The organism is Azoarcus sp. DN11 (genome assembly GCF_003628555.1).
In the GTDB taxonomy this organism is placed as follows: domain Bacteria; phylum Pseudomonadota; class Gammaproteobacteria; order Burkholderiales; family Rhodocyclaceae; genus Aromatoleum.
Genome location: NZ_CP021731.1, coordinates 3,223,459 through 3,250,010 on the forward strand (window position 1 = coordinate 3,223,459; position 26,552 = coordinate 3,250,010).

Below are 26,552 nucleotides of genomic sequence, written 5' to 3' on the forward strand. Positions count from 1 at the left end.
CAGCGACGCCCACGTTTGCCACCATGTCCTTGCGCTTAATCGGCCAGGAGCCAGGACACGATGGGAAAGACACTCTACGACAAGATCTGGGACGCGCACGTCGTCAGACAGGGCGATGACGGCAGCAGCCTGATCTACATCGACCGGCACATCATGCACGAGGTCACGAGCCCGCAGGCCTTCGAGGGCCTGAAGCTCGCCGGACGCAAACCTTGGCGCGTCAGCAGCATCGTCGCGACGCCGGATCACAACGTGCCGACGAAGGAACGCGAGAAGGGCATCGACGACGAGATCGCCGCGCTGCAGGTCAGCACGCTGATCGAGAACTGTAAGGAACACGCAGTCACGCTGTTCGGCCTCGACGACAAGCGCCAAGGCATCGTCCACGTCGTCGGACCGGAGCAGGGCGCGACGCTGCCGGGCATGACCATCGTCTGCGGCGATTCGCACACCAGCACCCACGGCGCCTTCGGCGCGCTCGCGTTCGGCATCGGTACCTCGGACGTCGAGCACGTGCTCGCGACGCAGTGCATGGTGATGAAGAAGTCGCGCAACATGCTCGTTCGCGTCGAGGGCCGGCTCGCGGCGGGCGTGACGCCCAAGGACGTCGCGCTGCACGTCATCGGCCGTATCGGCACGGCGGGCGGGACGGGGCACACGATCGAGTTCGCCGGCAACGTCTTCCGCAAGATGTCGATGGAAGGCCGGATGACGGTCTGCAACATGGCGATCGAAGCCGGTGCGCGGGCGGGGCTGGTGGCGGTCGACGACACGACGATCGACTACCTCAAGGGGCGCCCCTACGCGCCCTGCAGCAGCAAGTGGGATGACGCGGTCAAGGTGTGGAAGACACTGCATTCCGATCCGGATGCGGTCTTCGATCGCGTGGTCGAGATCGACGCCGCCGCCATCGAACCACAGATCACCTGGGGCACCTCGCCTGAGATGGTCGTGCCCGTCGGCGGCCGCACGCCGGACCCGTCCGCCGAAAGCGATCCGATCAAGCGCGATGCGATCGAACGCGCGCTCGCCTACATGGGCCTCGCGCCGCTCACGCTGATTACGGACGTCGCGATCGACAAGGTCTTCATCGGCTCCTGCACCAATTCGCGCATCGAAGACCTCCGCGCCGCGGCCAAGGTCGTCGAGGGGCGCAGCATCGCGGCCAACGTGAAGCTCGCGATCGTCGTCCCCGGTTCGGGGCTCGTGAAGGAGCAGGCCGAGCGCGAGGGGCTGGACCAAATCTTCGTACGTGCAGGCTTCGAGTGGCGCGAGCCGGGCTGTTCGATGTGCCTGGGCATGAACAACGACCGCCTCGGCGCCGGCGAGCGCTGTGCGTCGACGTCGAACCGCAACTTCGAAGGACGTCAGGGGGCAGGTGGACGCACCCACCTCGTGAGCCCGGAAATGGCCGCTGCGGCCGCCGTCGCCGGTCGCTTCGTCGATGTCCGCGAATTGAACTAAAGGGAAATCATGAACAAATTCACCGTCCTCAACGGCCTCGTCGCGCCGCTTGACCGGGAAAACGTCGACACCGACGCGATCATCCCGAAACAGTTCCTGAAATCCATCCACCGCAGCGGCTTCGGGCCGCATTGCTTCGACGAGTGGCGCTACCTCGATACGGGCTACATCGGCATCGACCCGGCGAGCCGCAAGCTCAACCCGGATTTCGAGCTGAATCAGCCGCGCTATGAAGGCGCGAGCATCCTGCTGACGCGCGAGAACTTCGGCTGCGGCTCGTCACGCGAGCATGCGCCGTGGGCGCTCGAACAGTACGGTATCCGTGCACTGATCGGGCCGAGCTTCGCCGACATCTTCTTCAACAACTGCTTCAAGAACGGCCTCCTGCCGATCACGCTGCCGGTCGAGGTGATCGACCGTCTTTTCGACGAAGTCGCAGCGACCGAGGGCTATCGCCTGACGATCGACCTGGAGAAGCAGGCTGTCGTGACGCCTTCGGGCGAGGCGATCCCGTTCGACATCGATCCCTTCCGGCGCCACCGGCTGCTGAGCGGACTCGACGATATCGGCGAGACGCTGCTCCACTCGGCCGAAATCGCGGCGTTCGAACGGGCGCATCTTGCGACCTCGCCCTGGCTCGGCAAACGCGTGGAGTAACTGCCTCCAGGTGTTAAGCGCTTTCGGCCGGCAGCCCCCGGGCGCGTCGGCATCAGCCAGCCGACGCCGCATCGACCTGCACGACGCCCCCTTCCACGCGCACCGCGAAGGTCGCAACCGGTTCGCACGCGGGCGGCGTGAGCGCAGCCCCCGTCACCAGCGAAAATCGCGAGCCGTGGCGCGGGCAGATCACCTCCTCGCCCTCGACGGCCCCCCACGACAGGACCTCGTCTTCGTGGCTGCAGCGATCCTCGATCGCCAGGAAGCGCCCGCCGACGTTGAACACCGCCACTTCGCGCCCGTCCTCGAGCGCAACGACGCGGACCGTGTCGTCGGCGAAATCGTCCGCTTTCGCAACATCCATCCACTCGGCCATCACAGCAACCCCAGTTCCAGGCGCGCGGCCTCGCTCATGCGCGCGGCGGACCACTGCGGTTCCCACACCAGCTCTACGCTCGCCTCGCTGACGCCGGCCACGTCCTCGATCACGCACTGCACGGTGCGGGGAAAGCTCGCCGCGACCGGGCAGCCCGGCGCCGTGAGCGTCATGCGGACGGCGACCTTGCCGGCCTCCTCGTCGACGTCGAGCCCGTAGATCAGGCCCAGATCGTAGATATTGACCGGGATCTCGGGGTCGTAGATGGTGCGCAATGCAGCGATGACGTCCGACCGCAGGCCCGGCCCTTCCGGCGCCGGGGCCTGCACCTCGTTCGCTTTCGCCTGCTCGGCGCGGTGCAGCCAGTCGAAGATGCTCATTTCCCGCCTCTTACCCTTGCGTTCCCGCTTGTCCATCTGCCGCTCGTCCCGTCGAAACCGGTTCCGCCTGCTCATCCGGTTCGGTCGTTACCGGCGCAAGCCTGTCCTGCAGGGCGGCGACCAGCGTGTGCCACGCGAGCGTCGCGCACTTCACCCGCGCGGGGAACTCCGCGACACCGGCCAGCACTTCCAGCTTGCCCAGCGGCGGCCCTGCCCCTGCGGCGCCCTCGTGTCCGGTGACCAGCGCATGGAAGCCGTCGAACAGCGCCCGCGCCTCGGCCTCGGTCCTGCCCTTCAGCGCCTCGCTCATCAGCGAGGCGGACGCCGTGGAGATCGCGCAACCGGTCCCCTCGAAACGCACGTCCTCGATCACGCCGTCGCGGGTCTTCACGAACAGCCTGATGCGGTCGCCGCACAGCGGGTTGAAGCCCTCGGCCTGATGGTTCGCATCCGCGAGCACGCCGTAATTGCGCGGCCGTCGGCCGTGGTCGATGATGAGTTCCTGGTACAGGTCGCGCAGCTCAGGCATCGCCGAACACCTCCCGCACCTTCTCCAGCGCGGCGAACAGGGCGGCGACGTCCTCATGCGTGTTGTACAGCGCGAACGACGCCCGCACCGTCGCCGCGACGCCGAAGCGCTCCATCAGCGGCATCGCGCAGTGGTGTCCGGTGCGCACCGCGACCCCCTCGTGGTCGAGGATGGAGCCGACATCGTGCGCGTGCACGTCCTCCAGCACGAAGGACAGGATCGCGGCCTTCTCGCGCGCCGTGCCGATCAGCCGCAGCCCCGGAAACGCCTGCGCCCGCTCCGTCGCATCACGCAACAATGCGTGTTCGTGTGCCGCGATCACGTCGAAGCCGACGCCCCGGACGTAGCGCATCGCCTCGGCGAGCGCGATTGCGCCGGCGATGTTGGGCGTGCCCGCCTCGAACTTGTACGGCAGGTCGTTGTAGGTCGTGCGCGCGAAACTCACCTGGCGGATCATGTCGCCGCCCCCCTGCCACGGCGGCATCGCCTCCAGCAGCGCGCGCCGCCCGTACAGCACCCCGGTGCCGGTCGGCCCGTAGAGCTTGTGGCCGGAGAAGGCGTAGAAATCGCAATCGAGCGCCTGCACGTCGATCGCCACATGCGGCACCGCCTGCGCGCCGTCGAGCAGCACCGGCACGCCGCGCGCATGCGCCTGCGCGATCAGCTCACGCACCGGGTTGATCGTGCCCAGCGCGTTCGACACGTGCGTCAGCGCGACGATGCGCGTGCGCGGCGACAGCAGCGTCCCGAAGGCCTCGACGTCCAGCTCGCCGCGCTCATCCACCGGCACGACCTTCAGCACCGCGCCGCTGCGCTCGCACGCGAGCTGCCACGGCACGATGTTGGAATGGTGCTCCATGCCGGTGATGAGGATCTCGTCGCCAGCGCGGAAATGGGCACCGAAACTGTTGGCGACGAGATTGATCGCCTCGGTGGTGCCGCGCACGAACACGATCTCCTCGCGCTGCGCGGCGTTGAGGAATTCCCGCGCGGTGTCGCGCGCACCCTCGTAGGCGTCGGTCGCCTCCTGGCTCAGTCGATGCACGCCGCGATGCACGTTCGCGTTGAGGTGTTCGTAGTAGTGCGCCTCCACGTCGATCACGCACCGGGGCTTCTGGCTGGTCGCGCCGTTGTCGAGGTAGACCAGCGGACGACCATTCACCGCGCGCGCGAGGATGGGAAAGTCCGCACGCCGGCGCGCGATGTCGCCCGCTGCGTCGGTGTCCGCCACCCTGCCCAGCGCCGCACGTTCCTTCGGGTCGTCGCGCATCGTCGATCTCCTGTATCACCTCAAGCGGCTTCGGGCAGCGCGCCCGGCAGCAGCGATTCGAGCCGCGCCCGCAGCGGGCCGTGTTCGATGCCGGCCAGCGCGTCGGCGGCAAAGGCGCGGATCAGCAGCGCCCGCGCGTCGCTTTCGCCGATGCCGCGCGCGCGCAGGTAATGCAGCTGGTCCGCGTCGAGCTGACCGACCGTCGCACCATGCGCGCACTTCACGTCGTCCGCCCAGATTTCCAATTGCGGCTTGGTGTCGACTTCGGCCTCTTCGGACAGCAGCAGGTTCCGGTTCGATTGCAGCGCATCGGTGCGCTGCGCATCCGGTCGCACGATCACGCGGCCGTTGAACACCGCCCGCGCCGCGCCGTCGAGCACGCCCTTGTAAAGCTCGCGGCTCGTGCCGTGCGGACTGGCGTGGTCGATGCACGTGTGATGGTCGATGTGCTGCCGCGCGCTGCCGACGTACAGGCCCGAGAGCCGCGCCTCGCAGCCTTCCGCAGCGAGGCGCGTCGCAATCGCGGCGCGCGCGAGTTGCCCGCCGAAGGCGAACGCGTGCGACACGAAGGCGCTGTCCTGCCCCTGCTCCGCCGCGACGTCCGCGACATGGAATCCCTTGCGCCCCTCCTGCTGCAGTTTCGTGTGCGCGATGCGTGCGCCGCGACCGAGCACGATGCGCGTCACCGTATCGCTCAGATAGCCCGCGCCGTCCGGCCCGACGTGGTGCTCAATCACGGTCGCCCGGGCGCCGGCCCCGACCCGGATCAGGTTGCGCGGAAACACCGCGAGATCGCTGCGCGTCGTGACGAACAGCAGATGCACCGGCGTGTCGAGTTCGACGCCGGGCGCCAGATCGATCCACGCGCCGTCGCACCACAACGCGTCGTTGACCAGCCTGAAGCCGTCCGCCCCCTCGCTGCCGTCGGCGAACCACTCTTCCGCGTCGCCGCCACCTTCAGCGACAATCGCCGCGAGGCTTCCGACCCTGGCCCCGGCCGGCAAGCGCCCCGGATCCGACAGCCCCGCCACGAGACGTCCATCGACGAACACCAGTCGCCGCGTCCCGCCGATTGCATGGCGCTGCACCACGGCGCGCACTGCGTCGGGTGCAACGGTCTCGCTCTCGACCCCGAACGCCCGCCGCGCGATCGCGGCGACGCTCGTGTATTTCCACTCTTCGTCACGCGTCGTCGGCAGGCCCCGCGCCGCAAGGCGCTCGATCGCCTCGTCGCGCCGGCGCCGCAGCCACGGCAACGTGGCCCCAGGGAGTCGCGCCGCGAGCGACGGGTAGGCCGACAGCAATCCCGGCACGCAGGGTTCATCCGGGCCGATTCTCATGCCTGCCCTCCCGCGACACCGGCCTGCGGTTTGCGCACTTCGGCCTCGACCCAGCCATAACCGCGGCTTTCCAGCTCCTGCGCCAGTTCCGGGCCACCCGACAGCGCGATCCGTCCCTGCGCGAGCACATGCACGCGGTCGGGCCGGATGTAGTCGAGCAGGCGCTGGTAGTGCGTCACGAGGATCATCGCGCGCGCCGCGCTGCGCATCGCGTTGACGCCGTTCGCGACGACCTTCAGCGCGTCGATGTCGAGGCCCGAATCGGTCTCGTCGAGGATCGCCAGGCGCGGCTCCAGCACCGCCATCTGCAGGATCTCGTTGCGCTTCTTCTCGCCGCCCGAAAAGCCCTCATTCACCGCCCGGTACAGCAGGGCCTCGTCCATCTCCATGAGCCTGAGCTTCGCCTTCACCAGCGTCAGGAAGTCCACCGCATCGAGCTCGGTCTCGCCGCGATGGCGGCGCAGCGCGTTCAGCGCCGCCTTCAGGAGATAGATGTTCGCAACGCCGGGAATTTCCACCGGGTACTGGAACGCGAGGAAGATGCCTTCGCGCGCACGATCCTCCGGCGCCAGCGCGAGGAGGTCGCGCCCCAGATAACGGATCTCGCCCTGCGTCACCACGTAGCCTTCGCGCCCCGCCAGCACGTGCGCGAGCGTGCTCTTGCCCGAGCCGTTCGGCCCCATGATCGCGTGCACCTCGCCCGCCCGCACGTCGAGATCCAGGCCGTGCAGGATCGGCTTGTCGTCCACCGTGACGTGCAGGTTGCGGATTTCCAGCATGGCGGCCCCTCAGTTGCGTTCCCTACCCGATACTCCCTTCGAGGCTCACGCCGAGGAGCTTCTGCGCCTCGACGGCGAACTCCATCGGCAACTGCCTGAAGACCTCCTTGCAGAAGCCCGACACGATCAGCGACACCGCGTCCTCGGCCGAAATGCCGCGGCTCTGGCAGTAGAACAGCTGATCCTCGCCGATGCGCGAGGTCGAGGCCTCGTGCTCAACGCGCGCGGTCGGGTTCTTCACCTCGATGTAGGGGAAGGTGTGCGCGGCGCAGCGGTCGCCCAGCAGCAGGGAGTCGCACTGCGTGTAGTTGCGCGCGCCGGCCGCGCTCTTCGCGACCTTCACGAGGCCGCGGTAGGCGTTGCTGCCGTGCCCCGCCGAGATGCCTTTCGACAGGATCGTGCTCTTCGTGTTGCGCCCGACGTGGATCATCTTCGTCCCCGTGTCCGCCTGCTGCCAGTGGTTCGTCAGCGCCACCGAATGGAACTCGCCCACCGAGTTGTCGCCGCGCAGGATCACGCTCGGATACTTCCAGGTGATCGCCGAACCGGTCTCGACCTGGGTCCATGAGATCTTCGAATTCGCCTCGCGGCAGTCGCCGCGCTTGGTTACGAAGTTGTAGATGCCGCCCTTGCCGTCCTTGTCGCCCGGATACCAGTTCTGCACCGTCGAATACTTGATCTCGGCGCCTTCGCGCGCGATCAGCTCGACCACGGCCGCGTGCAGCTGGTTCTCGTCGCGCATCGGCGCCGTGCAGCCTTCAAGGTAGCTCACGTAGGCGCCGCGGTCGGCGATGATCAACGTGCGCTCGAACTGCCCGGTGTTCTTCGCGTTGATGCGGAAGTAGGTCGACAGCTCCATCGGGCAGCGCACCCCCGGCGGGATGTAGCAGAACGACCCGTCCGAGAACACCGCCGAATTGAGCGTCGCGAAGAAGTTGTCGGTGTAGGGCACGACCGAGCCGAGGTACTCCTGCACGAGGTCCGGATGGTTCTGCACCGCCTCTGAAAACGAGCAGAAGATGATGCCCATCGCGCCGAGTTTTTCCTTGAAGGTGGTCGCGACCGACACGCTGTCGAACACCGCATCCACCGCGACGCCGGCGAGCAGTTCGCGCTCGGCCAGCGGCACGCCGAGTTTCTCGTAGGTGCGCAGCAGCTCGGGATCCACCTCGTCGAGGCTCTTCGGCCCGTCCGTCTTCGCGCGCGGCGCCGAGTAGTACACGATGTCCTGGTAGTCGATCGGCGGATGGCGCACCGTCGCCCACTGCGGTTCCGCCATCGTGAGCCAGTGGCGGAAGGCCTTCAGCCGCCATTCGAGCATGAAGGCGGGCTCCTGCTTCTTCGCCGAAATGAGGCGGATGACGTCTTCCGACAGGCCGCGCGGCACGGCATCCACGTCCAGCGGCGTGTAGAAGCCGTGGCGGTATTCCTGGCTGATCAGTTCGTCGAGTTGCACGGAGCGCTTGCCCATCCTGCGATCCTCCATGGCCGGAACACGCGGCCATCCTGACTAGTTAGGACCCGCACACCGGGGTTTCGTTCCGGGCCATTCCCACGCCAATGGCATGGTTTTTCCCGTGCGCGAACAAATGTCTCGCAAACTGCCGCCTCATCCAGTTTAATGATGAATGAAGCACCGGGAATCCGGAGCGAATATCTGGATGCAGGAGATCGTGACCATGCCCGCAGTCCCCCCGCTCGAACCGCAACAGTTGTGCACCCGCTGCGCCCCCGAACTTCTCGACTTCGACACGACCGACGCCCTCCCCGAATCCGACGCGATCTTCGGCCAGGAACGCGCCGTCGAGGCCGTGCGGCTGGCGCTGGAGATCGACGCCCCCGGCTACAACCTGTTCGTGCTCGGCGAACCTGGCGGCGGCCGCCACGCCACCGTCCGCCGCCTGCTGGAAGCCCACGCCGGCACGCTGCCGCCGCCCGGCGACTGGATCTACATCAACAATTTCGCCGAACCCAACCATCCCCACTCGCTGCAGCTGCCCGCAGGGCGCGGCGCACAGCTGCGCGACGACATGCAGCAGTTCGTCTCCGAACTGGGCCAGGCCATCACCGCCGGCTTCGACAGCGACGAATATCGCGCGCGTACCGAGGCGATCCAGGAGGAATTCAAGCAGCGCGAGGAAAGCGAACTGCGTGCGCTGGGCGACGAGGCGAGCGACAAGGGCGTCGCCTTCCTGCGCACCCCCCAGGGATTCGCCTTCGTGCCGATGAAGGGCGAAGAGAGCCTGGACCCGGAAGCGTTCAACGCCCTGCCTGAAGAGGAACGCGAGCGCATCAGCAAGATCATCGAGGCGTTGCGCGAAAAGCTGCACAGGCTGCTGCAGCATTTCCCCCGCCAGCGCCGCGAAATGCAGGCGCGCATGCGCGCCGCCAGCCGCGAGACGCTGGAACTCGCAGTCGGCCATCTGATCGAGGAACTGAAGGAACGCCACGCCGACCTGCCCGCGATCGAGGCCTTCCTCGACAAGGTCCTGCGCGACGTCGTCGAGGTCGGCCAGGAACTGCGCGAACAGGCGAGCAAGAGCGATTCGTCCGGCCCCGGCGAAGGCGGCATCTCGGCACAGCGCTACCAGGTCAATCTGCTCGTCGACCAGGACGGACGCAGCACCGCGCCAATCGTGTTCGAGGATCACCCGACCTTCCCCAACCTCGTCGGCCGAGTCGATCAGGTCGCCCACATGGGCACCCTGGTCACCAACTTCACCCTCATCCGCGCCGGCGCCCTGCACCGCGCCAACGGCGGCTACCTGATCCTCGACGCCGAAAAGATCCTGGTTCAGCCCTACGCCTGGGAAGGGCTGAAGCGCTCGCTCAAATCCGGGCAGGTACGCATCGAGTCGCTCGCCCAGGTGTTCGGCTGGGTCGGCTCGCTGCCCCTCGAACCCGATCCGATCCCGCTCTCGGTCAAGGTGGTCCTCGTCGGCCAGCCCCGCCACTACTACCTGCTGAAGGCGCTCGACCCCGAGTTCGACGAGCTCTTCAAGATCGGCGCCGATTTCGAGGACGTCGTCGAGCGCACGCCCGACAACACGCGCCGCTACCTGCACAAGGCCGCGTCGCTCGCCCGCCAGCAGGGCCTGCTGCCGCTCGACCGCGATGCGGCCGGCCGCCTCGTCGAATACGCCTCGCGCCTTGCCGAGGACGCTGGCAAGCTGTCGACGCGCACCCGCGAACTCGCCGACCTGCTGCGCGAAGCGGACCACGCAGCACGCGCGGCCGGGCAGCGCGCGATGCGGCGCGCGGACATCGAAGCGGCGCTGGCCGCCCGCATCGAGCGCGCCGACCGTCTGCGCGACGCCGTCCACGACGCCGTGCTGCGCGACACCCTGCTGATCTCCACGACCGGTGCCGAAGTCGGCCAGATCAACGGCCTCGCCGTCATCGACCTGGGCGACTTCCGCTTCGGACGGCCCACGCGCATCACCGCCACTGCCCGCCTCGGCGACGGCGACGTCATCGACATCGAGCGCAAGGCCGAGCTCGGGCGAGCCATCCACACCAAGGGCGTGATGATCCTGTCCGCCTTCCTCGCCTCGCGCTACGCCTCGAACCGCCCCCTGTCGCTGTCGGCGAGCCTGGTGTTCGAGCAATCCTACGGCCCGGTCGAAGGCGACAGCGCCTCGCTCGCCGAACTGTGCGCGCTGTTCTCGGCGCTCTCCGGCCTGCCCATCCTGCAGTCGCTGGCGATTACCGGCTCGATCAACCAGCACGGCAAGGTCCAGGCGATCGGCGGCGTCAACGAGAAGATCGAGGGCTTCTTCGACATCTGCAAGGCGCGCGGCCTCACCGGCGAGCAGGGCGTGCTGATCCCGCAGTCCAACGTCAAGCACCTGATGCTGCGCGACGACATCGTGCAGGCCGCCACGGCCGGACGCTTCCACATCTACCCCATCGCCACCGTCGACGAGGCGATCACGCGCCTCACCGGCGTCGCCGCCGGCGAAGCCGACGCAAAAGGCGCCTACCCCGAAGGCAGCGTCAACCAGCGCATCGAAGCGCGTATCGAAGAACTCATCGCCCTGCGCAAGGAATTCGCCAACGGCAAACGCGGCGCGAAGGGCAACGGCAAGGCGACGCGGACCCGGGAGCCGAATGACGGTCTAAAGTAAGTAGGCAGACGAACCGGAGGCGTGCGATGGCAAGTCCCGCCGCACTGAACACCCTGCAGCCCGGCGATGCCCTGGTCATCGTGGACGTGCAGAACGACTTTCTCCCCGGCGGCAGCCTCGCGGTGCCCTCGGGTGACGAGGTCGTGCCGGCGCTCAACGCACTGATCGCCCGCTTCGCGCGTCTCGGCCTCCCCGTTGTCGCCACCCGCGACTGGCATCCGCCGGGGCATTGCTCCTTCCGCGAGCGCGGCGGCCCGTGGCCCCCGCACTGCGTCGCCGGCACGCCCGGCGCGGCCTTCGCCGCGGGACTCGCGCTGTCCGCGTCGGCAATCGTCATCTCCAAGGCCGACACCGCGGACCGCGACGCCTACTCGGGCTTCGGCGGCACCGACCTTCACGCCCGCCTGCGCGATGCCGGCGTGCGGCGCCTCTTCGTCGGCGGCCTCGCGACCGACTACTGCGTGCTCAACACCGTGCGCGACGGCCTCGCGCACGGCTACGCGGTGATCCTCCTCACCGACGCGATACGCCCCGTGGACCTCGCACCCGGCGACGGCGAACGCGCCATCGCCGAGATGGCGCGCCACGGCGCCCTCCTCCTCACTTCCGGCGACATCAGGGGATCCCGCATGACCGCCTCCACCTCCGCCCTGCTCACCGACCTCTACCAGCTCACCATGCTGCAGGCCTACTTCGACGGCGGCATGACGAAGACGGCGTCCTTCGAATTCTTCGTGCGGCGGCTGCCGCAGCAGCGCAACTTCCTCGTCGCCGCCGGCCTCGAGCAGGTGCTCGACTACCTCGAAACCCTGCGCTTCTCCGACGCCGAACTCGAGTGGCTCGCGGGCAGCGGCCGCTTCCACCGCCGCTTCATCGACTGGCTCGCGACGCTGCGCTTCACCGGCGACATCGACGCGATGCCGGAAGGCACCGTGTTCTTCGCCGACGAGCCCATCCTGCGCGTCACCGCCCCTCTGCCGCAGGCCCAGCTCGTCGAGACGCGCATCATCAACCTGCTGCAGTTCCAGACGATGGTCGCCGCCAAGGCCGCGCGCTGCACGCTCGCCGCGCAGGGCCGCCTGCTGGTCGACTTCGGCCTGCGCCGCGCCCACGGCGCCGAAGCCGGGCTGCTGTCCGCCCGCGCCAGCTACCTCGCGGGATTCGACGGCACGGCGACGGTCGAGGCCGGCATGCGCTGGGGCGTCCCGCTGTACGGCACGATGGCCCACTCCTTCATCCAGGCGCACGACGACGAAGCCGCCGCCTTCGAGCATTTCGCCCGCTCGCAGCCCTTGGCGAACACGATGCTCATCGACACCTACGACACCGAATCCGCCGCGTGCAAGCTTGCGGGCCTCACCGCCCGCCTCGCACGCGACGGCATCGCGATCCAGGCCGTGCGCATCGACAGCGGCGACCTCGCCGAAAACGCCCGCCGCGTGCGTACGATCCTCGACGGCGAAGGCCTGCCCGGGGTACGCATCTTCGTCAGCGGCAACCTCGACGAATACGCCGTGCGCGATCTCGTCGCCGCCGGCGCACCGATCGACGGCTTCGGCGTCGGCACCCGCATGAACACCTCGGCCGACCAGCCGTGGCTCGACTGCGCATACAAGCTGCAGGAATACGACGGACAGCCGCGCCGCAAGCGTTCGGAAGGCAAGGCGACCTGGCCCGGGCGCAAGCAGGTCTATCGACGGCGCGACGCCGCCGGCCACCTCGCGGGCGACCTCCTCACGCTGCTGGAGGACAGGGCCGCGGGCGAAGCCCTGCTCGCCCCGGCGATGCGGGCCGGCCGGCGCCTCGCGGCGTCACCGCCCCTCGCCGCGGTGCGCGCCCACGCCGCCGCCAACCTCGCGGCGCTTCCCCCCGCCCTGCGGGAGATTGCGCCCGTCGAAACGCCTCCCGTCACCGTATCGGCCTCCCTGCGCGAGCTGGCCGACGCGGTGGACCGGAGGCAGGAAGCAAGCACCCCGGCAACGTACTGATGCCGGCGACCGACTGGAGGACCCGAAGATGCCCCTGACGCTGATGTCGACCGCTTTCGAACATGGTCACGCGATCCCCGCCGCCTACACCTGCGACGGCCGCAACGTGTCGCCGCCGCTGGCGTGGAGCGGCCTCCCCCCGGCCACCCGCAGCCTTGCGCTGATCGTCGACGACCCCGACGCGCCCGATCCCGCCGCACCGAAGATGACCTGGGTGCACTGGGTGCTGTACAACATCCCCGCTCAGGCTGCGGGCCTGCCCGAAGGCGTCGCGCCGGCCGCACTGCCGGCGGGCACGCTCGAAGGCCTGAACGACTGGAAACGCACCGGCTACGGCGGCCCCTGCCCGCCAATCGGCCGCCATCGCTACTTCCACAAGCTCTATGCGTTGGACGTCGTGCTGCCGGCGCTCGCTCCCGCCACCAAGTCCGGCCTCGAAGCCGCCATGCGCGGCCACATCCTCACGCAGACCGAACTCATCGGCACCTTCCAGCGCCACTAGTGCGAGGACGATCAGTCAGGCAACTGCAGACTCAGATCGCCGACCGGCACGTCCCCATCGAGCACGCGGACTGCCACTTTGCAGTGATCGTGCCCCCCGAGTTCGATCTGCACGGTAGCCAAGGGACGAGCGGCGTCCCCTTGAGTTACCACCCGCCCGCCTTGGCGTGTGCTTGATCGACCGGAGGGGCCTTCCTTGCTCGTGCTCATTTCGTACCGGAGCACGCGGCCCGCATCCGCGGCAACGTGGGGCGCCACGGTCCACCGGTTGCCGTCCCGCGTCACCTCTGCCCAGACACGCACCCCGGAAGAAGCAGCCATGGCGTCACCCACCCCAGCCAACAGCATGATCAGAGCATATCCCCACCAAGGCACATACATGGAATAATCGCCGACAGACTTCATTGCTCAGGTGCTCCCGGGAGCAAATCCCCCGGGAGCACCCTCCGGATCACGAAAGATCAGTTCTGCACAACCTTCGCGAAGTTGCCGCCACCACCCGACTGGTTGACGGTCGCGACATGGTTGAAACCGCTCTGATCGACGATCGCCAGATTATGGTTGGACGATCCCCCGAAGCCGGACTGGTTGATGGTTGCCACCAGCAGGGTTCCGTTTTGCGAAATCTCCGCGTCATTGAACGCACCGTTCTGGTTGACCTTTGCCAGGTTATCCGTGCCAATCTGGGTGATCTGGGCCGTCGAAGCGAAAGCCCCGGCCTGGTTCACCTCCGCGCCGTTGAGATCTCCCGTCTGAACGATCGAGGCACTCGAACGGTCGCTGATCGCAGTCTGCGACACCGACGCGTTGTTGTCGGTCCCCGTCTGCGAGATGGAGGCGGAGGAGAACCACGAATCATCCTGGAGCGTCGACGCATGCTGGTTGGCGCCCATCTGGTTGATGGTTGCGCTATCCCCCTGCGTCACATTCTGGGCGATCGTCGCCGAACTGTCCGGTCCCGTCTGGTTGATCAGCGCCGTATTGGTCGCCGTGCCTCCGCCGAATGCTACGCCACTCTGAATGATCGAAGCGGTCGAGCGCTGCGAGAGATCGATCTGGTTGATCGTACCTACCGCATTCGTCACCCCGTTCACTTGACTGATGCTCGCGATGGCGCCGTCCGTCGTTGCGCCACCGGTATTGGTACCCTTTTGGTTGATCGTGGCGCTGTCGTTGCTGCCCTGCTGAAGGATGGTCGCGCTGGCCACGTTCGCCCAACCGGCGGGAGAATTGTCCTGCGTGATCGCCGCAGTATTCGCCGTTCCCTCCTGGCCGATCGAGGCCTTGGCGGCAATCAGATCATGCTGATCGATGGTCGCGTTGTTGAAGGAACCCGTGCTTGACACGGCCGCCGCCGGACCATTCACGAAAATCTGATTCACTGCCGCGTTATTGGCTGTACCGTCCTGCTTTACCGTTGCCGTCGTCAGCAAACCAAAATTCGCACCGCTCTGCGTAACATTGGCCACGTTGTCGGAACCGTTCTGGCTCACCGTCGTTTCCGCCGCCCAGGCGGACGAAGCTAGGCCATAGGCGGCAAGAATGCCGAATGCGATCGTGCTGAGTTTCCTCTTCATGGTTTGATCTCCAGACCTTCGTTGACTCACTGCTCACGTTGCGAGGAAGACCGTAATCCCGCCTCTCCCGCCCCCTTGCTCGATACGAGGGTCGAGCACCCCTTGTTCAGTTCCGTTGCGTGACCCGTGACACGTTGTTGTTCCCGCTCTGCGTGACAACCGCCCGCAAGCCCTCGCCCAATTGAATGATCTGCACGAAGTTGTTGACGCCCCGCTGCGTCACAATCGCCTCGTCGCCCGAACCCGCCTGGACGATACCCGCCCGGTTGGCGCGCCCGTCCTGCGAAAGAAATCCCCTGTTGAACTCCCCCGACTGGACGATTTCCGCGAGGTTGCCGCCACCCACCTGCCGCGCGGCAATCACGTGCTGCTCGCCCGTCTGCATTGCGGAGAGCCCATTGGCCTGCCCCGCCTGCAGGATGTCGGCCACACTTCGGGCCGACGAAACGCTGCCGGAGAGTTTTGCCGCCTGCAAGCTTGCGGCGACTGTCAGTTCATCATCGGGTGCCAGATCGCTCAGCCCCCCTGCTGCGCCCGGGCGCGATGCGACCAGCAAGGCCACTACCGTGCCGAAGAGCATCGCGTGCCGAACGAAAGAAAGAATCACGGGGAGCCCCCTGCACAAATGCGATGGGGCGCAGCTTGCTCCGCCCTCGCCTCCCCGCACAATCAGGCAAGCAGCTGTGTAAACCGGATGGCCGTCGCTACGAAAATCTTCCTAATTGCGGAAATACCACTCGGAAATAGGGATGAGGCGATCCGTCCGCCGGGAATACCCCCCGTTTACGCAAAAGTGTCGAATTTCGCCGGCACGGACGCCTTGGTCGACCGCCCAACCTCCCCCTTTCGGAGTAAGAAGATCGGATGAAGCCTCAGCGTCACCCTTTCCCGATGTCGACGAGCAGAGAAAGAAAAGCGCAAAACATTGCCTTATTGGAACCGTGACCCATGTCACGCACATATTTAAGAAATCTCCACCGATCCGGCCCGACGCACTAATGTTTATCAAACTGTATCGCATCTGGTCTCAATCCCCTGCCGGGACAGACCATTCCCGCAACAGCTCGACGCAAGAGGCTGGCAAGTGCTCCGCGCGAGTTCCTTGCCCATTTCCCGCGGAAGGGGCGACGGGAAGATCGAAAAGGAATTGCGCCCCCCGAGGGCAAGATCTGGTTTTTGTGACTGGAATATGATGATCTGGAACGGGAAGCCAGACCGGGGACGGCCATCGATGTAAACAGGAGAATCATGTCGAAGCTTGCGCCCCAAACCGCCCTCCAGGCGATCAAAGGCGTCCTAATCGTCGGCCATCCCAGCATGCAGAACAAACTGCTGGCCGCGCTCCTTGAGCGCCGCCTGGGAAGTCGGTGCGTGGTTGCCACACTTGATGAACCCGGATGGCCGCAACATTCGGCCGAGTCGGTCGCGCTGCTGGATATCGGACTGTCGGTGGACGAACAGATAGACACCCACATGATGACCCTGGGCGGCGACGCGCTGGTCACTGCCATAGCGCTCTTCAACGCCGATCGCGACGTATCGAGCGCACGGCTGCTCCGCTGGCCCAAGTTCAAGGGCCTGTTCCACCGCGACACGTCGGAGGAACAGCTCCTCAAGGGCGTGCAGGCCATCAGCAACAACGACTGGTGGGTCCCGCGCAAGATGCTGACCGACTACGTCGAAGACACGCGGCCGGCAAGGCACCTGCAGGCAGGCGATGATCCCTCCCTCACCCCCAAGGAGTTGCAAAGCCTGCGCCTGATGAGCGATGGCGCCAGCAATGCGGACATCGCCCGCAGCCTGAACGTCAGTCCCCATACGGTGAAGACCCACATCTACAACCTCTTCAGGAAGATCAAGGTCACCAACCGCGTGCAGGCGGCGTCCTGGGCCATGAAGAACCTCGAACCAATGACACGGGATGGCAAATGATCAGGATCCTCCGCATCGGAGCGCTGCTGATCGGCTTGTGCCCGCCGCTTCCCGCGACCGCAGCGGACGACGATGGGCCGATCGACGGCGATGCCCTTACCGAATTGGCAAACGGCACGCTAGAGCAAGCCACCGGGTTCATTGTCGACCGCACGATCACCCATTTCGGCGGTGAATTCGTAAGGCAATTCGCGCAGTTCTGGCGCGCCCAGCCGGATACCGGCTCGGTCGACCTCACCATCGTCGAGAAACCGTCCGCCCGCTGGGGCAGCACGGTCTTCGTCGAGCACAACAACCGGCCTGTCGCACGGGTGTTCCTGCAGGCCGGCAGCAGCAACTCCATCCGGCCGCTGGCGCAGAACACCGCGCAGTACATGGCGGGGCGCATCGCCAGCATCACCCTGCTGAACCGCCTGACAGCCGATCCGGATCTCGGAAAAGAAGAACTGCCGTAAGCCCCCCTCAGCGACACGGCACTTGTCATTCTCCAGGAGACCAAACATGAAGCACCGCCAGAGTAAAGGCACGGCGCAGATATTCGCGGTCATGAGCCTGTGCGGCCTTCCGTCTGCCGTACTGGCAACGAACCTCGTCTATACGCCGGTCAACCCGGCGTTCGGCGGCAATCCTATCAACGGATCCGTACTGCTGAACAACGCAAATGCCCAGAATCGCCATACGGATCCATCGGCGAAAAAGGGCGCCTCGGGCTTCAAGCCACCCACGGCGCTGGAAACGTTCAACCAGCGGCTGCAATCGATGATCCTTGATCGCATCGCCACGAGCGTTACCGGGAGCATCTTCGACAGCAATGGCAAACTGAAGGCCGGCACCGTGGAGACAGACGCCTTCAGCGTTTCCATCGTGGACCTCGGTGGAGGTATGCTGAAGATCACCACCATGGACAAGGCGACCGGAGCATCGTCGACATTCGAAATCGGCACGGCGCCTTGAGGATGAGGGCCATGAACGAAAGAAAGACCCCCCGCTTGCAGGCTCGGCTACGGCCCCTTCTGGCAACCATCGCCGGCGTACTCCTGCTTTCGGGGTGCACCATCCTCGATACGCAACGCCAAGCGGTTCTCGACGCCAGGGGACAACCGGCCGAACTCACACCAGGCACCGGGATGAGCCGCGACCTAGCCAGCCTGCCGCCTCCCAAAGGAAAGATTGCCGCCGCAGTCTATGGATTCCGGGACCAGACCGGTCAATACAAACCCACCCCTGACAGTTCCTTCTCCACGGCAGTGACGCAGGGCGCAGCGTCCTTGCTGATCAAGGCAATGATGGACTCGAACTGGTTCATTCCTGTCGAGCGCGAGGGTTTGCAGAACGTCCTCACGGAACGCCGAATCGTCCGGGCCCTCGACACGCAGCAGGCCAACGGCGCCAATCTGGTGGGATTATTGCCGGCCAGCATTCTCCTCGAAGGCGGCATCATCACCTACGAGACGAATGTGCGAACCGGTGGAGCCGGCGCCCGCTACATGGGCGTCGGAGCGTCGGAGGAATACCGCACCGACCAGGTGACACTCAACCTGCGCGCCGTCGATATCCGCACCAGTCAAATCCTCGTGAGCACATCCACGACCAAGACGATCTATTCTTACAAACTGAGTGCCGATGTATTTCGCTTCGTATCCTTCAAACGACTGCTTGAAGGGGAAATCGGATACACGCGCAACGAGCCGGCTCAGCTATGTGTCCAGGAAGCCATCGAGGCAGCGCTGGTCAACCTGATCGTCCAAGGCGTCAAGGACAATCACTGGTCGCTGAAAAATCCGGAGGACATCAATTCGCCACTACTCCAGCACTATCTGGCAACCCAGAACTGGTGGCTCGACAGGGCCGAGGAAGACCGCCTGTCACGGCCCCGGGAGGAGCCGGCGATTCTGCCGCCTTACGGCAGTTAGGATGTCGGGCGGGCTGAGCGCGGCCATCCCGGCGCTCGAAGGCCTGAACGACTGGAAACGCACCGGCTACGGCGGCCCCTGCCCGCCGATCGGCCGCCACCGCTATTTCCACAAGCTCTATGCGCTGGACGTCGTGCTGCCGGCGCTCGCTCCCGCCACCAAGTCCGGCCTCGAAGCCGCCATGCGCGGCCACATCCTCACGCAGACCGAACTCATCGGCACCTTCGAGCGTCATTAGCATATGGGGGCGCCGCACGCTGCGGCCCCTCATGCTCGAAGGAGGTAATTACCGTGAAACAAGGATCGATCATTGCGACGCTCCTCACCCTTGCCACCGCCTTGTCGGCAACGACGGCGAACGCGGGGTCTGCCCCGCTGCAGGGCAAGTTCGAGGGCGTACCCTACCTGTCGGGCGGCGTGAGTCTCGACGAACGCGAGCAGCTCCTGTCCGCCGCGCCCGACTACAACCTGGAACTCATCTTCGCCCGGAAGGACGGCTCCTATCTCGCCGACACCAACGTCGTCGTGACCAATCCCGACGGCCGCAAGGTGCTCGAACTGAAGGGGCAAGGTCCGTTCGTCCTCGCCCGCCTGCCGACCGGCAAATATCACGTCACGGTGGCAAGCGCCGGCAAGGAGCAGATGCGCGACACGCAGATTCCGGCGAAGGGCCAGCGCCAGCTGCCGTTCTACTGGTAGCCCCGGGTAGCCCCGCAACACACCGCGGCCGCCCGGCGGCCGACGACGCTCAGAAGGTGCGGCAGAGCTCTTCGAGAACGCGCCGCACCCGCACCATGGCTTCCTGCAGCACCACCTCGATGCTGCTGAACTGAATCCCCGTCTCGCTCGCCCCGCGGCCCGCGGCAAAGTTCGCGACGACGTTGATCGCGGCGTACGGCAGGTTCAGCTCGCGCGCCAGCGCAGCCTCGGGCATGCCCGTCATGCCCACCAGGTCCGCGCCATCGCCCTCCATCCGGTTGATTTCCGCCGCCGTCTCGAGTCGCGGCCCCTGGGTTGCCGCATACACGCCGCCGTCGTACATCGCCTCGCCGACCACGGCAGCCGCCGCCAGGATGCGCTGGCGCAGGGGTTCGTCGTAAGGATGGGTGAAATCGATATGGTGCACCGCGGACTCGCCGCCGTCGAAATACGTGCTCTTGCGGCCCCACGTGTAGTCGATGATCTGGTTCGGCACCACCATCGCGCCCGGCCCGAATTCCGGCCGGATACCGCCGACCGACGCGACCGACACGATCGCCGAGACCTTCGCCTCCTTCAGCGCCCAGATGTTCGCGCGGTAATTCACCTGGTGCGGCGGGATCGTGTGACCATAGCCGTGCCGCGCGAGGAACACCACCGGCTTCTCCGCCAGCTTGCCGAAAGTGAGCGCCCCCGACGGTTCGCCGTAGGGCGTGCGGGCAACTTCACGTCGGGTGATTTCGAGCGTCGAAAGCTGGGTGAGTCCGGTCCCGCCGATGATCGCGAGCATGAAGCCTGTCTCCTTGGAAAACGGCGCCGATTCTAGCACGCAGCCACGGCACCGCCTCGGCCGCAGGACCCGAACCACCCGCGCCGCGCGGCCTCCGCCGCGCCGCCACGCCCCCCGTTCGATCGACGTTCCCTGCTGCGATGCCGCATCGCGTGCTAAAATTAAAAACTTTTCAAAGACTTCCGCCCCCAAATGTCCCGCTCCATCCGCAACATCGCCATCATCGCCCACGTCGACCACGGCAAGACCACGCTGGTCGACCAGCTCCTGCGCCAATCCGGCACCTTCCGCGAGAACCAGCAGGTCTCCGAACGCGTGATGGACTCGAACGACCTGGAGAAGGAGCGCGGCATCACCATCCTCGCCAAGAACTGTGCAGTCCAGTACGGCGACACCCACATCAACATCATCGACACCCCGGGACACGCCGACTTCGGCGGCGAGGTCGAGCGCGTGCTGTCGATGGTCGACGGCGTGCTGCTGCTCGTCGATGCGGTCGAAGGCCCGATGCCGCAGACCCGCTTCGTCACGCGCAAGGCGCTCGCGCTGGGCCTCAAGCCCATCGTCGTGATCAACAAGATCGACCGCCCGGGTAGCCGTCCCGACTGGGTCATCAACCACACCTTCGACCTCTTCGACAAGCTCGGCGCGACCGAAGAACAGCTCGACTTCCCGGTCGTCTACGCCTCCGCGCTGAACGGCTACGCGATGCTCGACGCTGCCACGCCGGGCACCGACATGAAGCCGCTGTACGAAGCGATCCTCGAACACGTGCCGCAGCCCGAAGTGGACGTCAGCGGCCCGCTGCAGCTGCAGATCTGCTCGCTCGACTACTCGACCTACATCGGCCAGCTCGGCATCGGCCGCATCAAGCGCGGCCGCATCCGCCCGAACCAGGAAGTCGTCGTGATGTACGGCGAGGAGAACCGCGGCAAGGCCAAGATCGGCCAGGTGCTGACCTTCAAGGGCCTCGAGCGCAGCCAGGCCGAATCGGCGGAAGCGGGCGACATCGTGCTGGTTTCCGGCATCGACCAGGTGAACATCGGCGTCACCATCTGCGATCCGGACAGCCTTGACGGCATGAAGCCGATCGCCGTCGATGAACCGACGCTGACGATGAACTTCCTTGTCAACTCCTCGCCGCTCGCCGGCCGCGAAGGCAAGTTCGTCACCAGCCGCCAGATCCGCGAGCGCCTGGAGAAGGAACTCCTGAAGAACGTCGCGCTGCGCGTGAACTACACGAACGACTCCGACGTGTTCGAAGTCTCGGGCCGTGGCGAACTGCACCTCACGATCCTGCTCGAGAACATGCGTCGCGAAGGCTTCGAGATGGCTGTCGGCCGTCCGCGCGTCGTGTTCCGCGAGATCGACGGCGTAAAGTGCGAGCCTTTTGAAATGCTTACCGTCGACGTCGAGGAAGAGCATCAGGGCGGCGTGATGGAAGAGCTCGGTCGCCGCCGTGGCGAACTGCAGGACATGCAGTCCGACGGCAAGGGCCGCACGCGCCTCGAATACCGCATCCCGGCCCGCGGCCTGATCGGCTTCCAGGGCGAATTCCTGACGCTCACCCGCGGCACCGGCCTCGCCAGCCACGTGTTCGACGATTACGGCCCGCTGGCCGGCGCGATGGGCGAACGCCGCAACGGCGTGCTGATCTCGCAGGACGACGGTCAGGCTGTCGCCTACGCGCTGTGGAAGCTGCAGGACCGCGGCCGCATGTTCGTCACGCACAACGACCCGGTGTACGAAGGCATGATCATCGGCATCCACTCGCGCGACAACGACCTCGTCGTGAACCCGATCAAGGGCAAGCAGCTCACCAACGTGCGCGCCTCGGGCACCGACGAGGCCGTGCGCCTCGTGCCGGCGATCCAGCTCACGCTGGAATCCGCGATCGAGTTCATCGCCGACGACGAGCTCGTCGAGATCACGCCGAAGTCGATCCGCCTGCGCAAGCGCTACCTCACCGAGAACGAGCGCAAGCGCGCCGCGAAGGCCGAGGCGATGTAACGTGCGCCCCGGCAGCTGCCGGGGTCGCCAAGAAAAAGGCGCTGCCGCGGCAGCGCCTTTTTCGTTTCGGGGAGCGAGCGAAACGTTCCGCCCTCTCCCGTCAGCCGTGCTTACGCACGCGCGGCCAGATAGGCGGCGAAGTCCGCGCCGGTTTCCGGATGGCGCAAGCCGAACTCGACGGTCGCCTTCAGGTAACCGAGCTTCGAACCGCAGTCGTAGCGCACGCCCTGGAACTGATAGGACAGCACGGCCTCCTCCTTCAGCAGCGAGGCGATCGCGTCGGTGAGCTGCAGCTCGCCGCCCGCGCCCGGCTTGATCGAGCGCAGGTGGTCGAAGATGTGCGGCGTCAGGATGTAGCGGCCGACCACCGCCTGCGTCGTCGGCGCGTCCTCGGGCTTCGGCTTCTCGATGATGCCGGTCACGCGCTGCACGTTGCCCTGCTGGCTGTCCGTGGAGACGATACCGTACTGGCGGGTGTCCTCGCGCGGCACGTTCATCGTGCCGAGCACCGAGCAGCGGTGGTAGTTGTACACGCCCACCATCTGCTGCATGATCGGCTCCGCCCCGTGGTTGTCCAGCAGGTCGTCCGCCAGCATCACCGCGAAGGGCTCGTCGCCGACCACCGGCGCCGCGCACAGCACCGCATGGCCGAGACCGAGCGCCTCCGACTGGCGGATATACACGCAGTTCACGCCCTTCGGCACCGTTCTCTTGACCATCTCCAGCAATTCCTTCTTGCCGCGCGCCTCGAGCTCGGTTTCCAGTTCGTAGGCCTTGTCGAAGTGGTCCTCGATGGAACGCTTCGTGCGGCCGGTGATGAAGATCATGTCAGTGATGCCGGCCGCGACCGCTTCCTCGACCGCGTACTGGATCAACGGCTTGTCGACGATCGGCAGCATTTCCTTCGGGCTGGCCTTGGTGGCCGGCAGGAAGCGCGTGCCCATGCCGGCAACCGGGAATACCGCCTTGGTGACCTTTTTCATTGGATGACTCTCCCTTGTTTCATCTTTCGGTTCAGCGCGGCGTCTGGTCCGTGCCATATCTTCAACCTTGTTCGAGCAGGCGCAGCAAGCCGTCCTGATCGAGGATCGCCACGCCCAGTTCTTCCGCCTTCGCGAGCTTGGAACCGGCTTCCTCGCCCGCAACCACGTAATCCGTCTTCTTCGACACCGACCCGCTGACCTTGCCGCCGTGCGCCTCGATCAGCGCCTTCGCCTCGTCGCGGCTCAGCGTCGGCAGCGTGCCGGTCAGCACGAAGACCTTGCCGCTGGCGCTGCCCGCCACCGGCGCTGCCGGCGCGCCTTCTTCCCATGTCACGCCCGCCGCGCGCAATTGCTCGATCACCTCGCGGTTGTGCGCCTCGGCGAAGAAGCGCGCGATGCTCTGCGCCACCACCGGGCCGACATCCGGCACTTCCACCAGCCGCTCGGACGTCGCCTCCATCAGCGCGTCGAGCGCGCCGAAATGCCGCGCCAGATCCTTCGCCGTCGCTTCGCCGACATTGCGGATGCCGAGCGCGAAGATGAAGCGCGCGAGCGTCGTATGCCGGCTCTTCTCGATCGCCGCGAGCAGGTTGGCCGCCGACTTCTCGGCCATGCGCGGCAGGTTCGCCAACGCCAGCACGCCCAGCCTGTAGAGGTCCGCCGGCGTCTTCACGATGCCGGCCTCGACGAGCTGGTCGACCAGCTTGTCGCCCAGACCCTCGATGTCCATCGCGCGCCGCCCGGCGAAATGCAGCAGGGCCTGCTTGCGCTGCGCGGGACAGAACAGCCCGCCCGTGCAGCGCGCCACCACTTCGTCCTCGGCCTTCTCGACGTGCGACGCGCACACCGGGCAACGGGTCGGCATCACGAAGGCCCGCTCGCCGCCCTTGCGCCGTTCGACGATCGGACCGACGACCTCAGGTATAACGTCGCCGGCCCGCCGTACGATGACCTGATCGCCGATCAGCACGCCCTTGCGCAGGATTTCCTCTTCGTTGTGCAGGGTCGCGTTGGTCACCGTGACGCCGCCGACGAACACCGGCTTCAGGCGTGCGACCGGCGTCAGCGCACCGGTGCGGCCGACCTGCACCTCGATGTCGAGGAGTTCGGTGATCTCTTCCTGCGCCGGGTACTTGTGCGCGACCGCCCAACGCGGTTCGCGCGTCACGAAGCCGAGTTCGCGCTGCAGATCGAAGCGGTTGACCTTGTACACGACCCCGTCGATGTCGTACGGCAGGCTGTCGCGCAGCGCCGCGATGCGGTCGTGGAATTCACACAGCCCGTCGACGCCGACCGCGACGACCCGGTGCTCGCACACCGGCAGGCCGAAGGCCGCAAACGCGTCGAGCAGCGCCGCCTGCGTCGGCGGCAGCGCCCAGTCGCCGGTTTCGCCCAGTCCGTAGGCGAAAAAGGACAGCGGGCGCTTCGCGGCGATGCGCGGGTCGAGCTGGCGCACCGCGCCCGCCGCCGTATTGCGCGGGTTGATGAAGAGCTTCTCCCCGGCCTGCTCCTGGCGCGCATTCAGGCGCTGGAAATCGTCGCGGCGCATGTAGATCTCACCGCGCACTTCCAGCAGCGCGGGCGGCTTGCCCGACAGGCGCAGCGGAATCTGGCGGATCGTGCGCACGTTGTGCGTCACGTCCTCGCCGGTCTCGCCGTCGCCGCGCGTCGCCGCACGCACCAGCACGCCGTGCTCGTAGCGCAGGCTGATGGCCAGGCCGTCGAACTTCAGTTCGCCGAGATACTCCACGGGCGCATCCGCGGGGCCCAGTCCCAGCGCGTTGCGCACGCGCGTGTCAAATGCGATCACGCCACCGTTCGTGGTGTCGGTCTCGGTGCGGATCGACAGCATCGGCACCGCGTGCCGCACCGCCGCCAGTTCGGGCATCGGCGCACCGCCGACCCGCTGCGTCGGCGAATCGGGTGTCGCCAGCTCGGGGTAGTCGCGCTCCAGCGCCTCCAGCTCGCGGAACAGCCGGTCGTATTCGGCGTCCGGGACCGTCGGCGCGTCGAGAACGTAATAGGCGTGATTGTGCGCTTCGAGCTCGCGCCGCAACCGGGCGGCGCGCTCGAATTCCAGGGCCGAAGCGATCATCAGGCGGAGAACAGGCGCTGCGCCACCGGGCCGCCCGCCGGCAGGTCGCCGCTCGCCATCTGCGTCTGGAACTGCTGGATCTGGCCACGGATCATCGCGGCCGCCTCGCTGCCGAAGGGCGCACGGTTGTCATCGACGACCGTGCCCTGCAGCGCGTCGGCCATCTGCATGGCCTGGCGCATCATGCGCTCGAACGCGAACACGCCGTTCGGCACACGCGGCACGTCGATCACCAGCGTCAGGCCGCTGGTGCTCATGTCGCGCATCTCTTCCGCGGCGAACAGTGCCGGCTCGATGTTGCTGAGCGTGAAGAGCGTGTTGCCCTCCTCGTCGCGCGCGTGGAAGGAGCCGTCGGGCCCCAGCACCATTCCATGCGACTCGGCGAGCGCGCGGACCTTGGTGCCGACGAAGGGCTGGCCAGTGCTCACGACGTTGATGCCGATCTGCACATCCACGCTCGCGCAGAACTTGTCGAGCTCGGCCGCATTGCGCAGCGCCTCGCCACGCGCGGGCAGGTCGGCCGGCACCGCGAGGAACTGGTCGGCCACGTGCTGCATGCCGCCCGAAAAACGCAGGAAGTCGTTCTCGCTGATCGGCCCGCGCCGATCCACCGTCTGCATCGCGGCGCAGAACCAGTGGTAGGCGCCGGCGCTATGCGCGTTGAGCGGCCGCCACAGGTTGGCGGCGTCGTCGAACGCAAACCAGCGCACCGGTTTCGCGATCCCGCTCAACTGCTCGCTCTGCACCGCCCACAGGCGCGGCGCGTCCAGCGGCTCGATCGCCTCGATGCGGATCACGCAGTCGATGCGCGGGTCCACGACATCCGGCACGCCCGGCGTGACCTTGCGCACACCCGGGTCCTGCGCCGCTGCGGGGGCGCGCCGGACTGCCGGTTCGGGATCGCCCAGCGACGGCTCGATGCGCTCCGCGGGGCGATCGTCCGCCCCGCTGTCCGTCGGCTCGAGCAACACGTCGCGATGGTCCGACTTGAAGGCCTGCTCGGCCTGCCGTCGGTGCTTGCGTTCCTGCCACTTGTTGTAGGCGACGATTCCGGCGACCGAAGCCACCCCCAGCGCCGCCAAACCGATCTGCAATTCGTTATCCATCTTCCTTCCCGTTGTGGTCCCGCTGCGTCAGGCAGC

General features: G+C 66.6%; 26 protein-coding genes. 12 read left to right on the forward strand and 14 right to left on the reverse strand.

What is annotated here, in order from left to right; all coding sequences use genetic code 11:
• Positions 1-60 precede the first annotated feature (60 nt).
• Both leuC and leuD read left to right on the forward strand, forming a co-directional pair.
• A complete protein-coding gene (gene leuC / locus CDA09_RS14790; RefSeq protein WP_121429350.1) occupies positions 61-1,464 on the forward strand; it encodes a 3-isopropylmalate dehydratase large subunit in 1,404 nt (467 codons plus the stop codon).
• A 9-nt stretch (positions 1,465-1,473) separates the two neighbouring features.
• Positions 1,474-2,121: a 3-isopropylmalate dehydratase small subunit gene (leuD, locus tag CDA09_RS14795; protein WP_121429351.1), complete on the forward strand. Its 648-nt coding sequence runs from the start codon at positions 1,474-1,476 to the stop codon at positions 2,119-2,121.
• Between the two features lie 52 nt (positions 2,122-2,173).
• Here the strand turns inward: leuD and CDA09_RS14800 are convergent, their stop codons facing one another.
• The 7 genes from CDA09_RS14800 to sufB are packed head-to-tail and all read right to left on the reverse strand — an operon-like array spanning position 2,174 to position 8,266.
• Positions 2,174-2,485: a non-heme iron oxygenase ferredoxin subunit gene (locus CDA09_RS14800; RefSeq protein ID WP_286164151.1), complete on the reverse strand. Its 312-nt coding sequence runs from the start codon at positions 2,483-2,485 to the stop codon at positions 2,174-2,176.
• 11 nt (positions 2,486-2,496) lie between these two features.
• Entirely contained in the window at positions 2,497-2,877 is a 381-nt protein-coding gene (locus CDA09_RS14805) for a DUF59 domain-containing protein (RefSeq protein WP_121429353.1), read from the reverse strand.
• A gap of 10 nt (positions 2,878-2,887) precedes the next feature.
• Positions 2,888-3,406 (reverse strand): Fe-S cluster assembly sulfur transfer protein SufU, encoded by a 519-nt coding sequence (gene sufU / locus CDA09_RS14810; RefSeq protein WP_121429354.1) that lies wholly within the window; start codon positions 3,404-3,406, stop codon positions 2,888-2,890.
• Positions 3,399-4,676, reverse strand: coding sequence for a cysteine desulfurase (locus CDA09_RS14815; RefSeq protein WP_286164153.1), 1,278 nt, complete (start codon positions 4,674-4,676; stop codon positions 3,399-3,401). The genes sufU and CDA09_RS14815 overlap by 8 nt, the downstream gene beginning before the upstream one ends.
• Before the next feature lie 20 nt (positions 4,677-4,696).
• The gene (gene sufD / locus CDA09_RS14820; RefSeq protein ID WP_121429355.1) at positions 4,697-6,016 is read right to left on the reverse strand and encodes a Fe-S cluster assembly protein SufD; all 1,320 of its coding nucleotides are present in this window, start codon (positions 6,014-6,016) and stop codon (positions 4,697-4,699) included.
• A complete protein-coding gene (sufC, locus tag CDA09_RS14825) occupies positions 6,013-6,795 on the reverse strand; it encodes a Fe-S cluster assembly ATPase SufC (protein ID WP_121429356.1) in 783 nt (260 codons plus the stop codon). Before sufC ends, sufD begins: the two co-directional genes overlap by 4 nt.
• Before the next feature lie 22 nt (positions 6,796-6,817).
• Entirely contained in the window at positions 6,818-8,266 is a 1,449-nt protein-coding gene (gene sufB / locus CDA09_RS14830) for a Fe-S cluster assembly protein SufB (RefSeq protein ID WP_121429357.1), read from the reverse strand.
• A 208-nt stretch (positions 8,267-8,474) separates the two neighbouring features.
• On the opposite strand from sufB, the gene CDA09_RS14835 reads away from it, so the two are divergent.
• The 3 genes from CDA09_RS14835 to CDA09_RS14845 are packed head-to-tail and all read left to right on the forward strand — an operon-like array spanning position 8,475 to position 13,412.
• Entirely contained in the window at positions 8,475-10,922 is a 2,448-nt protein-coding gene (locus CDA09_RS14835; protein ID WP_121430881.1) for a Lon protease family protein, read from the forward strand.
• A gap of 26 nt (positions 10,923-10,948) precedes the next feature.
• Entirely contained in the window at positions 10,949-12,910 is a 1,962-nt protein-coding gene (locus tag CDA09_RS14840; RefSeq protein ID WP_121429358.1) for a nicotinate phosphoribosyltransferase, read from the forward strand.
• A 28-nt stretch (positions 12,911-12,938) separates the two neighbouring features.
• The gene (locus CDA09_RS14845; protein WP_121429359.1) at positions 12,939-13,412 is read left to right on the forward strand and encodes a YbhB/YbcL family Raf kinase inhibitor-like protein; all 474 of its coding nucleotides are present in this window, start codon (positions 12,939-12,941) and stop codon (positions 13,410-13,412) included.
• A gap of 11 nt (positions 13,413-13,423) precedes the next feature.
• Here the strand turns inward: CDA09_RS14845 and csgH are convergent, their stop codons facing one another.
• From csgH to CDA09_RS14860, 3 genes are all read right to left on the reverse strand, one after another.
• The gene (gene csgH, locus CDA09_RS14850) at positions 13,424-13,816 is read right to left on the reverse strand and encodes a curli-like amyloid fiber formation chaperone CsgH (RefSeq protein ID WP_121429360.1); all 393 of its coding nucleotides are present in this window, start codon (positions 13,814-13,816) and stop codon (positions 13,424-13,426) included.
• 56 nt (positions 13,817-13,872) lie between these two features.
• Entirely contained in the window at positions 13,873-14,988 is a 1,116-nt protein-coding gene (locus CDA09_RS14855) for a hypothetical protein (protein WP_121429361.1), read from the reverse strand.
• A 106-nt stretch (positions 14,989-15,094) separates the two neighbouring features.
• Complete coding sequence (locus CDA09_RS14860; RefSeq protein WP_128106575.1) at positions 15,095-15,595, reverse strand: hypothetical protein; 501 nt, start codon at positions 15,593-15,595, stop codon at positions 15,095-15,097.
• A 641-nt stretch (positions 15,596-16,236) separates the two neighbouring features.
• Here CDA09_RS14860 and CDA09_RS14865 point away from each other — a divergent pair.
• The 6 genes from CDA09_RS14865 to CDA09_RS14890 are packed head-to-tail and all read left to right on the forward strand — an operon-like array spanning position 16,237 to position 19,532.
• Positions 16,237-16,920 (forward strand): LuxR C-terminal-related transcriptional regulator, encoded by a 684-nt coding sequence (locus CDA09_RS14865; RefSeq protein ID WP_121429363.1) that lies wholly within the window; start codon positions 16,237-16,239, stop codon positions 16,918-16,920.
• Entirely contained in the window at positions 16,917-17,375 is a 459-nt protein-coding gene (locus tag CDA09_RS14870; protein ID WP_121429364.1) for a CsgE family curli-type amyloid fiber assembly protein, read from the forward strand. Before CDA09_RS14865 ends, CDA09_RS14870 begins: the two co-directional genes overlap by 4 nt.
• A 46-nt stretch (positions 17,376-17,421) precedes the next feature.
• The gene (locus CDA09_RS14875; RefSeq protein WP_121429365.1) at positions 17,422-17,874 is read left to right on the forward strand and encodes a curli assembly protein CsgF; all 453 of its coding nucleotides are present in this window, start codon (positions 17,422-17,424) and stop codon (positions 17,872-17,874) included.
• 11 nt (positions 17,875-17,885) lie between these two features.
• A complete protein-coding gene (locus CDA09_RS14880; protein ID WP_121430882.1) occupies positions 17,886-18,833 on the forward strand; it encodes a CsgG/HfaB family protein in 948 nt (315 codons plus the stop codon).
• Between the two features lies 1 nt (position 18,834).
• Positions 18,835-19,071, forward strand: coding sequence for a YbhB/YbcL family Raf kinase inhibitor-like protein (locus tag CDA09_RS14885; RefSeq protein ID WP_286164154.1), 237 nt, complete (start codon positions 18,835-18,837; stop codon positions 19,069-19,071).
• Between the two features lie 53 nt (positions 19,072-19,124).
• On the forward strand, positions 19,125-19,532 hold the full coding sequence (locus tag CDA09_RS14890; RefSeq protein ID WP_286164155.1) for a peptidase associated/transthyretin-like domain-containing protein: 408 nt from the start codon (positions 19,125-19,127) through the stop codon (positions 19,530-19,532).
• 49 nt (positions 19,533-19,581) lie between these two features.
• On the opposite strand, the gene CDA09_RS14895 is transcribed toward CDA09_RS14890, so the two are convergent.
• A complete protein-coding gene (locus CDA09_RS14895; protein ID WP_121429367.1) occupies positions 19,582-20,322 on the reverse strand; it encodes an S-methyl-5'-thioinosine phosphorylase in 741 nt (246 codons plus the stop codon).
• A 192-nt stretch (positions 20,323-20,514) separates the two neighbouring features.
• Between CDA09_RS14895 and typA the strand changes: the two genes are divergently transcribed.
• Positions 20,515-22,332: a translational GTPase TypA gene (gene typA, locus CDA09_RS14900; protein ID WP_121429368.1), complete on the forward strand. Its 1,818-nt coding sequence runs from the start codon at positions 20,515-20,517 to the stop codon at positions 22,330-22,332.
• A 110-nt stretch (positions 22,333-22,442) separates the two neighbouring features.
• Here the strand turns inward: typA and galU are convergent, their stop codons facing one another.
• From galU to CDA09_RS14915, 3 genes are all read right to left on the reverse strand, one after another.
• Positions 22,443-23,315, reverse strand: coding sequence for a UTP--glucose-1-phosphate uridylyltransferase GalU (gene galU, locus CDA09_RS14905; RefSeq protein ID WP_121429369.1), 873 nt, complete (start codon positions 23,313-23,315; stop codon positions 22,443-22,445).
• A 61-nt stretch (positions 23,316-23,376) separates the two neighbouring features.
• Positions 23,377-25,410, reverse strand: coding sequence for an NAD-dependent DNA ligase LigA (gene ligA / locus CDA09_RS14910; RefSeq protein ID WP_121429370.1), 2,034 nt, complete (start codon positions 25,408-25,410; stop codon positions 23,377-23,379).
• Entirely contained in the window at positions 25,410-26,516 is a 1,107-nt protein-coding gene (locus CDA09_RS14915; RefSeq protein WP_121429371.1) for a cell division protein ZipA, read from the reverse strand. The genes ligA and CDA09_RS14915 overlap by 1 nt, the downstream gene beginning before the upstream one ends.
• Positions 26,517-26,552: the final 36 nt, after the last annotated feature.

Excerpts from the sequence above, each read along its gene's own strand:
- CDA09_RS14805 (WP_121429353.1), bottom strand. The coding sequence starts at position 2,877 with ATGAGCATCTTCGACTGGCTGCACCGCGCCGAGCAGGCGAAAGCGAAC.
- CDA09_RS14885 (WP_286164154.1), top strand. The coding sequence starts at position 18,835 with ATGTCGGGCGGGCTGAGCGCGGCCATCCCGGCGCTCGAAGGCCTGAAC.
- CDA09_RS14880 (WP_121430882.1), top strand. The coding sequence starts at position 17,886 with ATGAACGAAAGAAAGACCCCCCGCTTGCAGGCTCGGCTACGGCCCCTT.
- CDA09_RS14845 (WP_121429359.1), top strand. The coding sequence starts at position 12,939 with ATGCCCCTGACGCTGATGTCGACCGCTTTCGAACATGGTCACGCGATC.
- CDA09_RS14895 (WP_121429367.1), bottom strand. The coding sequence starts at position 20,322 with ATGCTCGCGATCATCGGCGGGACCGGACTCACCCAGCTTTCGACGCTC.
- CDA09_RS14865 (WP_121429363.1), top strand. The coding sequence starts at position 16,237 with ATGTCGAAGCTTGCGCCCCAAACCGCCCTCCAGGCGATCAAAGGCGTC.
- sufB (WP_121429357.1), bottom strand. The coding sequence starts at position 8,266 with ATGGGCAAGCGCTCCGTGCAACTCGACGAACTGATCAGCCAGGAATAC.
- CDA09_RS14835 (WP_121430881.1), top strand. The coding sequence starts at position 8,475 with ATGCCCGCAGTCCCCCCGCTCGAACCGCAACAGTTGTGCACCCGCTGC.
- CDA09_RS14855 (WP_121429361.1), bottom strand. The coding sequence starts at position 14,988 with ATGAAGAGGAAACTCAGCACGATCGCATTCGGCATTCTTGCCGCCTAT.
- CDA09_RS14815 (WP_286164153.1), bottom strand. The coding sequence starts at position 4,676 with ATGCGCGACGACCCGAAGGAACGTGCGGCGCTGGGCAGGGTGGCGGAC.
- sufC (WP_121429356.1), bottom strand. The coding sequence starts at position 6,795 with ATGCTGGAAATCCGCAACCTGCACGTCACGGTGGACGACAAGCCGATC.
- CDA09_RS14840 (WP_121429358.1), top strand. The coding sequence starts at position 10,949 with ATGGCAAGTCCCGCCGCACTGAACACCCTGCAGCCCGGCGATGCCCTG.
- leuC (WP_121429350.1), top strand. The coding sequence starts at position 61 with ATGGGAAAGACACTCTACGACAAGATCTGGGACGCGCACGTCGTCAGA.
- csgH (WP_121429360.1), bottom strand. The coding sequence starts at position 13,816 with ATGAAGTCTGTCGGCGATTATTCCATGTATGTGCCTTGGTGGGGATAT.
- leuD (WP_121429351.1), top strand. The coding sequence starts at position 1,474 with ATGAACAAATTCACCGTCCTCAACGGCCTCGTCGCGCCGCTTGACCGG.
- CDA09_RS14870 (WP_121429364.1), top strand. The coding sequence starts at position 16,917 with ATGATCAGGATCCTCCGCATCGGAGCGCTGCTGATCGGCTTGTGCCCG.
- CDA09_RS14875 (WP_121429365.1), top strand. The coding sequence starts at position 17,422 with ATGAAGCACCGCCAGAGTAAAGGCACGGCGCAGATATTCGCGGTCATG.
- ligA (WP_121429370.1), bottom strand. The coding sequence starts at position 25,410 with ATGATCGCTTCGGCCCTGGAATTCGAGCGCGCCGCCCGGTTGCGGCGC.
- CDA09_RS14915 (WP_121429371.1), bottom strand. The coding sequence starts at position 26,516 with ATGGATAACGAATTGCAGATCGGTTTGGCGGCGCTGGGGGTGGCTTCG.
- galU (WP_121429369.1), bottom strand. The coding sequence starts at position 23,315 with ATGAAAAAGGTCACCAAGGCGGTATTCCCGGTTGCCGGCATGGGCACG.
- typA (WP_121429368.1), top strand. The coding sequence starts at position 20,515 with ATGTCCCGCTCCATCCGCAACATCGCCATCATCGCCCACGTCGACCAC.
- CDA09_RS14800 (WP_286164151.1), bottom strand. The coding sequence starts at position 2,485 with ATGGATGTTGCGAAAGCGGACGATTTCGCCGACGACACGGTCCGCGTC.
- sufD (WP_121429355.1), bottom strand. The coding sequence starts at position 6,016 with ATGAGAATCGGCCCGGATGAACCCTGCGTGCCGGGATTGCTGTCGGCC.
- sufU (WP_121429354.1), bottom strand. The coding sequence starts at position 3,406 with ATGCCTGAGCTGCGCGACCTGTACCAGGAACTCATCATCGACCACGGC.